Raw genomic sequence first — 14,190 nt, forward strand, 5'->3', positions numbered from 1 at the left:
AGGATTTGCTTGATGGCAGAGTGGTGGATCGAAATAAAAAGTATCGCCTCAAAGCGAAGATTATTCGTTTTTTGTTTGGCGATGTGTGAGTATAGTATATAAAAAGCACGCGGATGCGCGCTTTTTAAAATGTTTCATTTTTAGCTTCTTTTTCTGCTTCTTTGGCAAATTTGTGCGCTACGGCTTCCATTGCAAGTTCTTCTTCATCGCCAATGTAGTTTTCATCATTGATTTCGTCCAAATTGGCAAACATCTCAATGTGATTTTTCAAATTTTGAAGAACAATCGGGGCATCTCCACCATACTCGCCATCTAGATTGATCATCATGCGGTCATCTGTTTGAGGTTCAACTTTTATTTTACTGGTTTTAATGTACTCAATTTTCTTATCATCAATATGCTTACCCCCATTTATCACGAGGCCCATCAGACGAATCATCTCAAAAAGGTTAGCTGTTCTGACAAGAATGAGTGTAAACAGACCATCATCAAGCTGCGCATCAGGCGCAATTTGTTCAAATCCACCGACTGAATTCGTCAGAGCGGCAAAAAACATGGATATTTTATCATCAAACACGCCATTATCATGGGTAATTTTAACCGGAACTGCCTTGACACGCGGCAAGAGTTCAGCACCTTTTGCGATATAAGCCAGGTATCCAAAGGCTGTTTTCAGCTGAGACGGCACACTATAAGTAAGCTCTGTCAAAGAGCCACCTGCTGCAATGTTGATAAAATAATTTGACTCACCTGCTAGGCCAATATCCATGTTGAGCGTCTGATTTTGTCCAATGATTTTGGCAGCTGCAACTGGGTTATTTCTGGGAATTTTGAGTGCACGTGCGAAATCATTTGTCGTACCTGCCGGGATAATTCCCAGTTTTGGTCTAGTGTCAAGTGGCGCAATGCCATTAACCACTTCGTTAATGGTGCCGTCTCCACCCGCCGCAATAATCAACTCAAATCCTGCTTTAGCAGCACGTGCAGCTTCATTTTTTGCTGAGTCCGCATCTGCCGTTGTTGCAAAAGCGGACGTTTCATAGCCGAATCCTTCCAAAACATCCAAAATTTCTGCGATGTTTTTTTTCATCGTTTCCTGACCCGACGTCGGGTTGTAAATCAATCTTGCTTTCATAAGTTTATCAAATCCTCTTCTGACCAAATCTCAATGCCTAGTTCTTGTGCTTTTTCAAGTTTACTACCTGCGTCAACACCCGCAACAACAATTGCCGTTTTTTTAGAGACAGACCCTGCGACATTCGCACCTAAACGTTCTAGTTTTTCCTTAGCTTCACTGCGAGTTAATGATGTCAATTTTCCCGTCAGAACGACTGTTTTTCCTGATAACAAAGCATCAGACTGCGCAACATAGCCCAAATAAGTAAAATTAAGTCCTGCTATTTTTAACTCAGTTAGTAATTGCTGCGTCCCTGCCTGTTTGAAATAACTGACAATACTCTTTGCAATCACATCACCCATTGATGCAATCGCTGCAATTTCAGCTTCGCTTGCACGAGCAAGTCTATCCAAGTCTCCAAAGTATTCTGCCAAAATCATGGCAGCTTTTGAGCCAACATGCCTGATGCTTAGGCCAAAAATAAGTTTTTCAACTGAGTTTTCTTTGGACGTTTGAATGCTAAAATACAGTTTTTCAGCTGATTTTTCCTGAACCTTGTCCAGCTGCAACAAATCTGCAACTGTTAACTTATAGAGGTCTGCTATATCGGTGATTATTTTTTTCTCAAAAAGTTGTGACACAACAGACACACCTAGTCCAGTGATGTTCATAGCGCCACGGCTGGCAAAATGGATCAGACCTTCTCGAATTTGTGCAGGACACAAAGGATTTACACAGCGCAGCGCAACTTCATCCTCAAAATGCACGAGTTCTGACGCACATTCTGGACATTCTGACGGGATTTCAAGCGCTTCTGACGAAGCTGAGCGTTTCTCAAAAAGCACCCGTTGAACAGCTGGAATAATATCCCCAGCCTTATAAATAATGACTTTGTCTCCAAGGCGAATATCTTTTTCTTGAATATAGTCAACATTGTGCAAAGTTGCCCTAGCAACTGTGGTTTGCGCCAAAAGGACTGGTGTCATGTTGGCAGTTGGCGTCACGACGCCGGTTCTGCCAACAGTCCAGTCTACGCTCAAAATCTCAGTTTCAGCAAGCTCTGCTGGAAATTTATAAGCAATCGCCCATTTTGGAAACTTGACGGTGAAGCCTAGTTCATCTTGCTGAGACAGGTCATTAACCTTGATTACGACGCCGTCAATATCATAGGCTAGATCGTCACGCATGGTGGCAACTTTTTGGATAAAGTCCCAAATTTCAGTCATATTGGTCGCAAAAACACGCTGGTCATTGACAACTAACCCTAGTTTTTCAAAATAAGTTAGTACTTCGGCTTGTGTTGCGTTTGTCGCGGGGCTCGCTTCTTGGTACAAAAAAGTCGCTAACCCGCGTTTTGCGACAACCTTAGTGTCGAGTTGCCGCAAAGTGCCAGCAGCCGCATTTCTAGGGTTGGCAAATGATGGCAACCCCTCTTCTTCACGTGCTGCGTTGAGTTTTTGAAAATTTTTCCGTGGCAGATAAGCCTCGCCTCGCACAACAATGTCAATCGGTTCACTCAAGACAAGCGGGACATCTTTGATGCGCTTGACCTGCTCTGTGATATTTTCGCCGATACTTCCATCACCTCGCGTTGCCGCTGTTTGCAATACGCCATTGACATATACAAGCGAAAGTGACAGACCGTCAATCTTCAGCTCACAGATATACTCTGGCGCTGCGATTTCCTTACGCACTCTAGCATCAAACGCCTCAACTTCTTCACGTGAAAAAGCATCTTGCAGGCTGTAAAGCTGGTACTCGTGCGTATATTTTTCAAAACCTGATAAGACCACATCACCTGTACGATGCGTGGGTGAGTCGGCTCTGATGAGATTTGGATTTTCAGATTCTAGTTTGGCAAGTTCTCGGTAAAGCCTGTCATACTCAGCGTCTTCGACTGATGGATTGTCTAACGTATAGTATTCTTTTGCATATTGATTGAGTTGCTCAGTTAAAGTTTTGATTTGTAATTCGACGTTCATACCTCAATTTTAGCACAAAAAGGCGGAAAATATTGTCCAGAAAAGTTGCCAGCCAAACGCCCCAAATTTCTAGTCCAAGCAGGGTCCCAAGAACCCAAGCGATGCCAATCCGAATCAGCCACATGCCTGCCATCGTCGCATAAAAAGGCGTTTTGACGTCCCCCATCGCCTGAAGCGCTGCCGTATAGATGATGACACCTGCAACCACAGGCTCACTGATAAATGAAACTAAAATGACCACGCGCGCCGACGAAATTGCCTGCGCATTTGCCGTGAAAAAATGTATCAAATAAGGGGCCAATGCAAATAAAACACCACCCAAAATCGTGCTAATGACCGCCGTTATCAGAAAAGACTGACGTGTGATACTGCGGATATGCTGTTTCTCTCCTGCGCCGTAAGCCCGTGCAACAAGGATACTTGCGCCTGTCGCAAAGCCAAAAGCCGGCAGATAGTTATAAGCCGTTATCGTCTCGCCAATGGCATTGCCCGCAAAAATGTCGGTGCCGTAAGCAATGATGATCACAAAAATCACTAAATCACCAAGGCGCATCCCAAGACGTTCTCCCATAATCGGTAGCGCCCTTTTGATGATTTCTGAGCGAAATAACTGCTTTTTTACTGCCATGATGTGCTGCGTCAGACTTTTATCAATCTGACGGAGTCTCCCAAATAGCAATACAACGCCAACTAATCTCGCAAGTGCGGTCCCAATAGCTGCCCCAAGGATTCCCAGCCTAGGCAAACCAAATAGCCCAAAAATTAGAATCAAATCAAGGATAAAATTTAAAATATTTACGCCTAGATTGATGGCAAGCGGTGTTTTGGTCTGACCAAGCGTTCTGATGATCTGACCAAGCACCGTCATCAGAATAATGAGAATGCTTGTCCCTGCAATGACACTAAAAAATAGTATGCCTTGACTCAGACTTTCCCCACGCGCTCCCATGCCCCGCAAAATAGGCTTTGCAAAAATGATTGACAAGACAGATAAGACGCCGCCAATCACAGCTGATAAGAGAATAGACGTTTTGACAATTTCTGTGGTTAAATCCGTTTTCCTCGCTCCGATAGCATTGGCTAAAAGCGTTGCAACCGCTACAGACAGTGCTATAAAAACAGCTTGATAAACTGCCATGACGCCATTGACCAAACTGACCGCTGACACTGCCGCAAGTGAGATTTTGGCAATCAATAAACTGTCGACAAATCCGACAGTGGTCTGTAAAATATTTTCAAAAACGGCTGGCAAGGAGTAGTTTATAAGTGTTTTGGTGTCGTTTTTCATCTAAAATCTCTCTATAAGAAAAGCCGTTTACACGGCTAAATCATCAGTTTCACTAAATACTTTATCTCTGAAGTCAATCAATGACTGCAGCACTTCTGACGGATCAGTTGATTGATTTGAAGACTGTTTTTGCTTGATATCATCAGTGCTGACATACGTTTGCAAGTCATCAATTTTTTCGTTGATTTTATCATATTTGGCATCAATCGTGGTCAAAATATCGCGTACTTGTGTTAGTGTCGTCAAAATTTCTGCCAAAGTCACTTCTTCAGTCTCGTTAACCTTGAGTTTTGATGCGGCGTCTGCGGCTTCATTTTCCCGAGCTACTTGAGAAGCATTTTCTGCTTGCTCAGTTCTGACGAGTGCTGTCACTTCTCGGATCTGTGTGGCGGTTGCTGTCTTGTCAGTCAAGAGATTTTTGAGCATCTGCGCTTGTTCTGGCAGCTTTTCGCTAGCATCAGAATATTCCGCCAAAACAGACTGGGCTTTACCGATAATATCAGAATTAATACTATATTCATATATCAGCTCGCCGCCGTGATTAACATAACGCCGCGCTGACAGATCCCGAATTTTCTCAAAAAGATAATCCATATCATCAAGCGTTGCAGGAATCGGCTCATCAATCACATCACCCAAATCCCCTGCCAATTGACGTGGTGCAACAAGATTGATTTCTGTATCAAGCAGGACATAGCGAAGCGTCATGGCACTCACTTTTTCAACATACTCAATCACCAAAATTTGCGGCTCATTATCAAAATATTGATTGCCATTATCTGTCGTATCAGCAATGATTTCAGGCGTTTCGGTCATCACATCATTGATGATTTCACCAAGATTATCACGATAGGTCACGTTAATTCGATAATTGTCATGTGACAAGTCACCAAGCTTAGACAAGTCAAACTTCTGCCCTGTCCTTGCCGTAATCGTGTGATCCGTTTCACTACCATCTGCCGCAATGATGCGTACATAAAGCTGCTGATAATCAGGCACGTAAAGTACCAAAAACTCCTGATCGTGCTTTGTAAATATCAGCGTTTCTGGCAATTTTTCTGTCAAAATATGATGGCCAGGCAGAGCCACGTGTTCTGGATTGCTGACCACTTCACCAATCTGACCAATTAAAACTTTGGCATCAAAAACAGGACTACCGTCCATTTTTTCGTAATGAAATTCTATTTTTGAAGTCAGATCTGCCATTTTTCACCTATTTTATCATTGTTGGTTTAATTATACCTTATTTTCAGCGGTTTTACAACATTCTCAGTGATTTTTTTGGTAAAATAAGAGGTATGATTTATTACATTTTGGCAAACCCTCATGCTGGGCATGGCCACGGGAAAGTTGTCACCCACACACTTACAGACTACCTGTCTCAAAAAAATATTCCTTTTCACCTTTTTGAAACGCAACAACCACTTGACGAGGCGCCTTTGATTGCAAAGATTTTAACGCTAAAAACAGGTGCCGATCGCTTGCTCATCATTGGCGGTGACGGGACGATTTCGCTCAGTTTAAATGCGCTTCCTGCAGATGAAGTTTTTAGCTACATCCCCGCGGGCTCAGGCAATGATTTTGCACGTGGCCTTGGCATTTCACGTCAGGAAAGTGCGACGCTTGCTACTTTTGATGCCATTCACAGCGGGCAAGCGCAGGAGATCTATGTCATCAGCTACAGCTCTGACAAGCTCAGCGGCATTGCCACAAATAACATTGGTATCGGGCTGGATGCAGCTATCGTCGATGCGGCAAATAAAAGCAGACTCAAAGCCGTGCTCAACCGTTTCAAACTGGGGCAGCTGTCCTATCTCATCAGCGCCCTTCACGTGCTTTTCACTAAAAAGGCCTTCGCCATTCAGGCAAATGGTCGCAGATTTGACAAGGCATTTATCTTCACCGTGACTAAGCATCCTTATTTTGGTGGTGGTATTCCACTTGCGCCTGATGCCAGCCTAAAAACCCCTGAGTTGCATCTTGTGACCATCAGCAGATTTAACCTTTTCAAAACTTTTTTGCTGATTCCAAAACTTTTAAAAGGCACACATTTTGAAAATGATCACGTTGATTTGCTGATTAACAAACACTTTACGCTGACTGCGACAAGTACACAGCCAGTGCAAATCGACGGTGAAATCAAGACATTTTTAGCAGGACAGACTTTAGAAATCTCAACAGAAAAACGCACAATCATCTATTGATGATGGTGCGTTTTCTATTTTGTTTCATTAGTCTTTGTTCAAATTTCTCAAAAGTTCATCAATCTTGCCACCATAGGCGACTGACTCATCTTTGGCAAAAACGAGATCAGGTATTTTATAAAGTGTCATGCGTTTTGCAAGTTCACTTTTGATCGCACCTGTCGCTTTTTTGAGGCCAATTTTCGCTTTTTCATTGTCTGACGCAAGATCTGACAACAAGCTATAATAAACAGTCGCCTGACTGAGGTCCCCAGTGATTTGCACGTCAGAAATATTGACTGATTGAACACGCGGGTCACGGATTTTCATGCGAAGAATATCGTTGATTTCTCGCATAAGCTCAACTGCCACACGGTCACTGCGATGTGTGTTTGACATAGCACACCTTTCTAGTTTTCTAATCTTTTAAACCACATTGATTCCAAACGATGCCGCAAGGCTGATTGCCTGTCCTGCATTGACTTTAAGACCACGAATATCTGCCATGTTGAAGCTGATATAGTCAAACTTCGAACTGGAAAAATCGAGTTTTGCCATTGATGTCCCCGCCCAGTTTGTCGCAGTTAGCCCACAGTCCTGAAATTCAAGACCCGTATAAGTCAGCTCAGAAAACTCGCTATTTGCGAGTTGAGATCCTGCAAACTGACAATTTTTAAACTTACTAAAGCTAAATGACGTGTACGTCATCAAGCAATTGTCAAAAACACAGTCATGCAGGACGCTAGCAGCAAAATTACTGCCAATCAGCCTGCAATTTTTAAACACAACTCGGTGAAAAGCTGACTTTTGCCAGTCAATATTTGCCAAATCACAATTTTCAAAAATCACATCTAAACATTCAAACTGTTCAAAATTGACCGTTGAAAAATCACATTTGCTAAAAATGGCTTGGCGAAAACAGACTCGCTCGGTTTGCGTCCGATCAGCAGCAGCATCTTGATAATGCTGATCAATCAGGTAAGCTTCTTCGTCTAAAACAAGCTCATTTGACACTGGTAAATCAGCCAAGATTCGTGGTTTCAAGATAGCCATTACTTACTTTTCTCCATATTATTCTCACATACAATAATTTTAGGATTAACGCTTAATTTCAACCATTTCGTAAACTTCAAAGGTATCATCAACAGCAATATCGTTGTAGCCCTCAATCATCAGACCACCTTCATTACCATTGTTGACTTCTTTGACGTCATCTTTATAATGCTTGAGTGATGAGAGATTACCGTCAGCGATGACAATACCATCACGAATCACGCGCACACTAGCATCACGTTTGACAGAACCTGACAAGACCATGAAACCTGCGATTGTCCCAACTTTTGAGACAGAGAAGGTTTCTCGAACGACTGCTTCACCGATGATTTTTTCTTCAAATTCAGGGTCAAGCATGCCTTTCATGGCTGTTTCAACTTCTTCAATCACTTTATAGATGATGCTGTGCAGACGAATTTCAACTTCATCACTTTCTGCCTGTTGGCGAGCAAGTGGTGTCGGACGAACATTAAATCCGATAATAACAGCATTTGCAGCCTCAGCAAGTGACACATCTGACTCATTGATGGCACCAACAGCACTGTGGACGATATCGACTTTGACGCCTTCAACTTCGATTTTTTGCAGACTTGCTGCAAGTGCTTCAGCAGACCCTTGTACGTCAGCTTTGATGATGACATTGACAGACTTAACTTGACCTTCTTTAAGGGTATCAAAGAGGTTTTCAAGGCTGACACGATGCGTATTATTGCGTTGGTTCAAAAGCGCACGTTTTGCACGTTCTTCCCCAACTGAGCGCGCCGTTTTTTCATCTTCAAATACCGCAAAATGATCACCAGCCTGTGGCACGTCGTTAAGACCTGTGATTTCCACTGGACTTGATGGCCCTGCAGATTTTTCACGACGGCCAATGTCATTGACCATAGCACGTACGCGGCCAAAGGTGTTACCGACAACGATCGGATCTTGTTGGTTTAGCGTTCCTTGTTGAACGAGAAGGGTCGCAATCGCACCTTTCCCTTTATCCAAACGCGCTTCAACAACTGTCCCAATTGCCTTAACAGTCGGATCAGCTTTGAGCTCTTGGATTTCTGCAACAAGTAAAATCGTTTCCAAAAGGCTGTCAATATTGGTATTAAACTTGGCTGAAATTTCTACAAATTCAGACTCGCCACCCCACGCTTGACTCATGACACCATGTTCTGCAAGCTCTTGAATGACACGTTGTGGGTTAGCTCCTGGTTTATCAATCTTGTTGATGGCAACAATGATTGGCACGCCAGCAGCTTTTGAATGGTTGATTGCTTCAATCGTTTGTGGCATCACCCCATCATCAGCAGCAACAACCAAAATCGTAATATCTGTAACAGACGCCCCACGCGCACGCATGCTTGTAAAAGCCTCATGCCCTGGTGTATCTAGGAAAGTGATTTTTTTGCCGTTCGCTTCGATTTGGTAAGCACCGATATGTTGCGTAATACCACCCGCTTCACCTGATGCAACGCGCGATGTCCGCAACGTGTCCAACAAAGTTGTTTTACCATGGTCAACGTGCCCCATGATCGTCACAACCGGCGGACGCTCAACCAAGGCATCCTCGTTAAGATAGCCTTCTTCGATGAAAAGACGTTCAATATCTGTCTTATCTTCCTCAACTTTTTGCTCAGGTGTAATGCCGTAGTCAAGTAGCAAAAGCTCGATTGTTTCAGCATCCAACGACTGATTTTGAGTCGTCATGATCCCCATCATGAAGAGTTTTTTTACCAGCTCAGCAGGTTCACGCTTGATGCGTTTTGCCAATTCAGCAATGTTCATTCCTTCGCTGTAAACAAGACTTTCAGGCAATTCGTGGAACTTACGTTGTACCACTGGTTGCGGCGCTTGTTGCTGACCGCCACGTTTGCCTTTTTTCTTTTTGTTACTATTCCAGTTGGAATTTCTGGCATTACGGACCTGATTGCGGTTATCATTGACACGCAAAGGACCACCTTGACGGTTACCGCCGTTGTTTTGCCCTTGCTGACCGCCACCGTTGTTATTATTGCGATTTTTCTTATTTTTGTTACGGTTAGCATTGCCATTACTTGGCGCAGCTGGTGCGATGTCAGCTGCACGTTGGATGACTTTAATGCCACCATTTTTAGGCTTGATGTCTTCAGCGCGTTTGATAACCTTGATGCCGCCGTTAGCTGGACGCGCTGGCGTTTCCTTGGCTGGTGACGCAGTTTCAGCTTTAGGTGCGAGTTTACTAGCAGGTTGTGCAGGCTTCACATCTTCGGCCCGAACACTTGCAGCGGCTGGTTTTGCTGATTCAGCAGGTTTTGTTGACTGATCTGCAACGACAGATTTGCCACCGACTGCAATTACGCGACCAGATGAGATTTCTTCGTCAGACAGGACTTTTTTCCCACCAACAACGATAGGACGGCTGCCTGTTTCTGTTTCAGTTACGACTTTTTTGCCTCCTGCCACGATAACACGATTTTTGTCTTCTGATGGTTTAGCAGCTTGACTTTTTTGTGTTTTAGCTGATTTTGGCGTGCTTGACGCATTGCCGGAAGCTTTTACCGCGTCCAGTAAGGTTTTAGTTTGCTCAGCATCAATACTTGAGCTGTGTGATTTGACTGGTAAACCGAGTTTTTGTGCTTGGTCAACGAGTTCTTTATTGGTCAGACCGCTTTCTTTAGCGATTTGGTTAATACGTTTTTTTTCAGACAATTGAATGTCCTCCTTTATCTTATTTCATAAGACTCTCCATCTTCTTGGCAAATCCTTTATCTTGAACGGCGATGACTTTTCTCGCGCTTCCGATAGCGTGCGAGATATCAGCTGTTGAAAAGGTGTCTATCATGGGAATTTCATAGTAAGTTGTTTTGTCACTGATGCGTTTGACGAGATTTGCTGCACCATCATGCGCCACAAAAACAAGTCTTGCACGATCAGCCTGGATTGATTTGATAACAAGCTCTTCGCCTGTGACAATCTTTCCTGCTTTTTTTGCCATACCTAGGCTATTTAGCAATTTCGTTTTGTTGAAATCTGTTATCTCAGTCATTTTTTTATTTTCTATATGTCAGGCGCATCGTCAATCGAATACGTGATGTCCGCGAGTTTTTCGCGTTCAATCACATGCTCAACATAAACGATTAGCTCATCATAAAAACTATCTGCTATCTGCGTTTGAAAAACGCGATCAAAAATCCGTTTTTTCTTGGCAAGTTTTGCCTCATCATTTTTGAGAGCAATGTAAGCACCACGTCCTGCAGCCTTTCCTGTCGGGTCAATGCTGATATCGCCTGCCTTATTAAAAGCAATGCGCAACAATGATTTTTTAGGAAATTGCTCGTTTGAAACGACGGATTTTCTCAAGGGAATCTTCTTGGTTTTAACCATGAAATCTCTCCTTACTTTTTAGTCTAATGCTTCGTCAGCAACGTCAACTTCAAGCTCTTCAGCGACAACATCTGCTGCTTCTTCATCGAATTTTGACTGTGATTTGATGTCGATCTTGTTATTTGTCACGTGTGCTGCCAAGCGAACGTTCTGACCACGTTTACCAATGGCAAGTGAGAGCTGGTCATCAGGCACAACCACAACTGTTTCGCCGGTTTCTTCATCAATGATAACTTGATTGACTTGCGCAGGTTTAAGGGCATTTTTGATCAAGGTAGCACGATCGTCATCCCAAGCAATGATGTCCATGTTTTCGCCGTGAAGTTCATCAACAAGTGTGCGAATCCGTGAGCCACGAGTTCCTACAACTGTCCCAATCGCATCAACGTTGGGATCGTTAGATTTGACGATGACTTTGGCACGATCGCCTGCTTCACGCGCGATGCTGACAATCTCAACGACACCTTCATAAACTTCTGGAATTTCTTTTTCAAACATGCGTTTCAAAAGATCAGGATGTGTCCGGCTAACGTAGACGATTGGTCCTTTTTTAGACTGCTCAACAGCAGATACATAAACCTTGACCTTGTCGCCAATCTGGTAACGCTCACCAGGAATCTGATCACGTTTACCAAGCATGCTGTCCACTTTACCAAGATTGATAAAAATCGCGCGGTCATCCACACGCTCAACCGTGCCTTGGATGATCTCATTTTCATAACGTTTGTACTCGTTATATATAATCGTGTGCGATTCTTCACGCATCTTGTTCATGATGACTTGCTTAGCCGCATTTGCAGCAGTGCGCGCAAAATCTTTTGGCTTTTCTTCAAAGCGGATTTTATCGCCGATTTGATAGTGCGGATTGAGTGCGAGTGCGTCCTCAAGGCTCATCTCCAAACGACTATCAAAGACTTCATCAACAACTTCGCGTGTTGAATAAACGATAAAATCACCTTTTGCGTCATTGTACTCAATCGTCACATTTTGTGATTGATTGTATTGCTTTTTGTAAGCTGCGGTCAGCGCTTCTGCGATGGCACCGATCACCACTTCAGGCGAGATGCCTTTTTCTTCCTCAAGCATCGTGAATGCAGCTTGCATTTCCTTACTCATGATAGTTCCTGCTTTCTTTCCTTATATAATCTAATGTTAGTGCTTATAGCTTAACTTGCGTTCTAGCCTTTGCGATATTGCTAAATGCAATATCAACTGTCTTCTGACGCGTTTTGTCGAGATAAGATAGGCTGACGATTTCCCCGTCAAATGCCGTCAGATCCCCAACAAACTCTTTTTCACCAGCGACTTTCTGATAGAGTTTGACAAAAATATAATCCCCAATGTGCGCCTCAAAATCAGCTGCTTTTTTCAAGGGACGTTCAGCCCCAGGGCTTGCCACCTCAAGCAAATACTCTGATGGAAATGGATCCGGTACAATTTTATCAAGCTCAGGGCTGATAATCTCCGTCAGATCAGCCGTGTCCTGCAAGGTAATCCCATCAGGCTTGTCTATCAAAACGGACAAGACCTGATCCCCGCCAAGCTTTGACCACTCGACATCAACCAGCTCAAACGGTGCGGGAAGCTTACCATCAAGCTGGGCTGATACTTTTTCTATGATCGTATCATCACTCAAAATCTATCTCCTTTCTCTACATTTATGCAAAATATGTATGCAAAATATGCAAAAAACTTAAACAACAGGAGCGCCCGATGTGAGCGCTCCTTTCTTTGTTCTTTAAATATAGTATAGCACAATTTTGCAAAATTGCAAATTTGCGATATTTTCCCCTTGTATGAGTCAATATATCTCTTTCAAACGCCATGAAAATAGGCCATGTTTAGCCATCACAACTGTATAAGTTTCGTGATTAGCTTCAAAAGCAAAAACCAGCTCTTTTTTATTTCCGCCTTGCGGATCTGAGATATTTTTCACTTTGGCGCTTCCCATTTTTTCAAATTTCTCTCTAATTGTTGTACTTGCAACGACATCAGACTTTTCTGGGTTTGATATAAATAGCTCGACTTCTTGTCTCACTTGCGGTTTGATATAAATACCAGATGGCACGATGATTAGATAAGTGATGGTTAAACATAGAACAATGACACAAGTCATGATCTTTTTCATAATTTTTATTCCTCTTATACTAGGATTTTAGCAGTCTTTTTTACCCTGTTACAAGTCATTTTATCCCGCTATTTTGTAAAATGGCAAATCCATGTTATGATAAGAATATGATTATAAAAACATTACTTGTCTTGTTGGGGTTTGCGCTGATTATTGCTGGTGCAGATATACTTGTCAAGGGCGCAAGCAACATTGCCAAAAAATATCGGATTCCAGACGTCGTGATTGGCCTAACCGTCGTGTCACTGGGCACTTCTTTTCCAGAGATTATGATTACCATTACCTCCGCCAAAAACGCCTATCACGATCTTATTTTTGGCAATGCGCTAGGCTCAAATATCGTGAATATGGGCTTGATTTTGGGTATCATTGCGATTATCAAACCCGTTTATCTAGACCGTGAGACGAAAAATATCCACCTGCCACTTGCGATTATGGCAACTGCCGTGCTTGCTTTCATGGGAAATGGCCTTGTTGGTGCCCATCTTCAGATTTCTAGGCTAGAAGGCTTACTTTTGATTGCCTTTGCAGCGATTTATTTTATCGTGCCAGCCTACAAATCCCTGCACAGAATACAGCTGACCAAGCACAAGGCCAGACACACGACAGAAGTCATCTCCATGCCAAAGTCAATTTTATTTTTATTGATTGGCTTTGTCCTTTTGAAATTCGGTGCTGACTTTGCAGTTGACAATGCAAAACTGATTGGCCAAGAAATCGGCATGCCTGATAGCGTGATTGGCCTAACTATTGTCGCTATGGGGACTGCACTGCCTGAACTGATCACCTCTGTCATTGCGACCGTAAAAGGCACCGAAGGGCTTGCCATTGGTAATTTGATTGGCTCTTGTATCCTCAACCTTTTCTTGATTATCGGTCTTGGCGCCGTCATCAATCCGCTGACCTACGTCCCCGTCTTCAACTTAGAGTTGATGTTCTTGTTTGGACTGACTTTCCTGATCTGGCTATTTACCTACCTTGGTAAACGCAATACCTTATCCCGTCTCGAAGGTGGCGCGCTAATCATTTGTTTTGCAGGCTACCTGGTTGTCCTTTTTCATTAAAATATCATGACTGTAAACTAA

General features: G+C 43.1%; 14 protein-coding genes. 2 read left to right on the forward strand and 12 right to left on the reverse strand.

Annotation, left to right across the window (positions count from 1 at the left end; translation table 11 throughout):
• Positions 1-124 precede the first annotated feature (124 nt).
• From Hs20B_RS09055 to Hs20B_RS09070, 4 genes are read right to left on the reverse strand one after another with little or no spacing between them, the layout of a single operon-like run.
• Positions 125-1,135, reverse strand: coding sequence for a diacylglycerol kinase (locus tag Hs20B_RS09055; RefSeq protein ID WP_172357766.1), 1,011 nt, complete (start codon positions 1,133-1,135; stop codon positions 125-127).
• On the reverse strand, positions 1,132-3,099 hold the full coding sequence (ligA, locus tag Hs20B_RS09060) for an NAD-dependent DNA ligase LigA (protein WP_172357768.1): 1,968 nt from the start codon (positions 3,097-3,099) through the stop codon (positions 1,132-1,134). The genes Hs20B_RS09055 and ligA overlap by 4 nt, the downstream gene beginning before the upstream one ends.
• Complete coding sequence (locus Hs20B_RS09065; RefSeq protein ID WP_172357770.1) at positions 3,065-4,387, reverse strand: MATE family efflux transporter; 1,323 nt, start codon at positions 4,385-4,387, stop codon at positions 3,065-3,067. The genes ligA and Hs20B_RS09065 overlap by 35 nt, the downstream gene beginning before the upstream one ends.
• A 27-nt stretch (positions 4,388-4,414) precedes the next feature.
• A complete protein-coding gene (locus Hs20B_RS09070) occupies positions 4,415-5,593 on the reverse strand; it encodes a hypothetical protein (RefSeq protein WP_172357772.1) in 1,179 nt (392 codons plus the stop codon).
• Between the two features lie 92 nt (positions 5,594-5,685).
• On the opposite strand from Hs20B_RS09070, the gene Hs20B_RS09075 reads away from it, so the two are divergent.
• Positions 5,686-6,591: a diacylglycerol/lipid kinase family protein gene (locus Hs20B_RS09075; RefSeq protein ID WP_172357774.1), complete on the forward strand. Its 906-nt coding sequence runs from the start codon at positions 5,686-5,688 to the stop codon at positions 6,589-6,591.
• A 27-nt stretch (positions 6,592-6,618) separates the two neighbouring features.
• On the opposite strand, the gene rbfA is transcribed toward Hs20B_RS09075, so the two are convergent.
• The 8 genes from rbfA to Hs20B_RS09115 all read right to left on the reverse strand — a co-directional run bounded on the left by rbfA (position 6,619) and on the right by Hs20B_RS09115 (position 13,105).
• A complete protein-coding gene (gene rbfA / locus Hs20B_RS09080; protein ID WP_172357776.1) occupies positions 6,619-6,969 on the reverse strand; it encodes a 30S ribosome-binding factor RbfA in 351 nt (116 codons plus the stop codon).
• A 27-nt stretch (positions 6,970-6,996) separates the two neighbouring features.
• On the reverse strand, positions 6,997-7,623 hold the full coding sequence (locus tag Hs20B_RS09085; RefSeq protein WP_172357778.1) for a pentapeptide repeat-containing protein: 627 nt from the start codon (positions 7,621-7,623) through the stop codon (positions 6,997-6,999).
• Positions 7,624-7,668: 45 nt separating this feature from the next.
• A complete protein-coding gene (gene infB, locus Hs20B_RS09090; protein WP_172357780.1) occupies positions 7,669-10,302 on the reverse strand; it encodes a translation initiation factor IF-2 in 2,634 nt (877 codons plus the stop codon).
• 19 nt (positions 10,303-10,321) lie between these two features.
• Positions 10,322-10,639: a YlxQ-related RNA-binding protein gene (locus Hs20B_RS09095; RefSeq protein WP_172357782.1), complete on the reverse strand. Its 318-nt coding sequence runs from the start codon at positions 10,637-10,639 to the stop codon at positions 10,322-10,324.
• 11 nt (positions 10,640-10,650) lie between these two features.
• The gene (gene rnpM / locus Hs20B_RS09100; protein ID WP_172357784.1) at positions 10,651-10,977 is read right to left on the reverse strand and encodes an RNase P modulator RnpM; all 327 of its coding nucleotides are present in this window, start codon (positions 10,975-10,977) and stop codon (positions 10,651-10,653) included.
• An 18-nt stretch (positions 10,978-10,995) separates the two neighbouring features.
• Complete coding sequence (gene nusA, locus Hs20B_RS09105; RefSeq protein WP_172357786.1) at positions 10,996-12,093, reverse strand: transcription termination factor NusA; 1,098 nt, start codon at positions 12,091-12,093, stop codon at positions 10,996-10,998.
• Between the two features lie 43 nt (positions 12,094-12,136).
• The gene (gene rimP / locus Hs20B_RS09110) at positions 12,137-12,616 is read right to left on the reverse strand and encodes a ribosome maturation factor RimP (protein ID WP_172357822.1); all 480 of its coding nucleotides are present in this window, start codon (positions 12,614-12,616) and stop codon (positions 12,137-12,139) included.
• A gap of 162 nt (positions 12,617-12,778) precedes the next feature.
• Positions 12,779-13,105, reverse strand: coding sequence for a hypothetical protein (locus Hs20B_RS09115; protein ID WP_172357788.1), 327 nt, complete (start codon positions 13,103-13,105; stop codon positions 12,779-12,781).
• Positions 13,106-13,212: 107 nt separating this feature from the next.
• Here Hs20B_RS09115 and Hs20B_RS09120 point away from each other — a divergent pair, with 107 nt between their 5' ends.
• On the forward strand, positions 13,213-14,169 hold the full coding sequence (locus Hs20B_RS09120) for a calcium/sodium antiporter (protein WP_172357790.1): 957 nt from the start codon (positions 13,213-13,215) through the stop codon (positions 14,167-14,169).
• Positions 14,170-14,190: the final 21 nt, after the last annotated feature.

Source organism: Pseudolactococcus insecticola (genome assembly GCF_011170065.1).
Lineage (GTDB): Bacteria > Bacillota > Bacilli > Lactobacillales > Streptococcaceae > Pseudolactococcus > Pseudolactococcus insecticola.

What these genes read in the sequence shown, in the direction of transcription:
- rbfA (WP_172357776.1), bottom strand. Translation starts at nt 6,969, where the DNA reads ATGTCAAACACACATCGCAGTGACCGTGTGGCAGTTGAGCTTATGCGA.
- Hs20B_RS09115 (WP_172357788.1), bottom strand. Translation starts at nt 13,105, where the DNA reads ATGAAAAAGATCATGACTTGTGTCATTGTTCTATGTTTAACCATCACT.
- ligA (WP_172357768.1), bottom strand. Translation starts at nt 3,099, where the DNA reads ATGAACGTCGAATTACAAATCAAAACTTTAACTGAGCAACTCAATCAA.
- Hs20B_RS09065 (WP_172357770.1), bottom strand. Translation starts at nt 4,387, where the DNA reads ATGAAAAACGACACCAAAACACTTATAAACTACTCCTTGCCAGCCGTT.
- nusA (WP_172357786.1), bottom strand. Translation starts at nt 12,093, where the DNA reads ATGAGTAAGGAAATGCAAGCTGCATTCACGATGCTTGAGGAAGAAAAA.
- Hs20B_RS09085 (WP_172357778.1), bottom strand. Translation starts at nt 7,623, where the DNA reads ATGGCTATCTTGAAACCACGAATCTTGGCTGATTTACCAGTGTCAAAT.
- Hs20B_RS09075 (WP_172357774.1), top strand. Translation starts at nt 5,686, where the DNA reads ATGATTTATTACATTTTGGCAAACCCTCATGCTGGGCATGGCCACGGG.
- Hs20B_RS09070 (WP_172357772.1), bottom strand. Translation starts at nt 5,593, where the DNA reads ATGGCAGATCTGACTTCAAAAATAGAATTTCATTACGAAAAAATGGAC.
- Hs20B_RS09095 (WP_172357782.1), bottom strand. Translation starts at nt 10,639, where the DNA reads ATGACTGAGATAACAGATTTCAACAAAACGAAATTGCTAAATAGCCTA.
- rnpM (WP_172357784.1), bottom strand. Translation starts at nt 10,977, where the DNA reads ATGGTTAAAACCAAGAAGATTCCCTTGAGAAAATCCGTCGTTTCAAAC.
- Hs20B_RS09055 (WP_172357766.1), bottom strand. Translation starts at nt 1,135, where the DNA reads ATGAAAGCAAGATTGATTTACAACCCGACGTCGGGTCAGGAAACGATG.
- Hs20B_RS09120 (WP_172357790.1), top strand. Translation starts at nt 13,213, where the DNA reads ATGATTATAAAAACATTACTTGTCTTGTTGGGGTTTGCGCTGATTATT.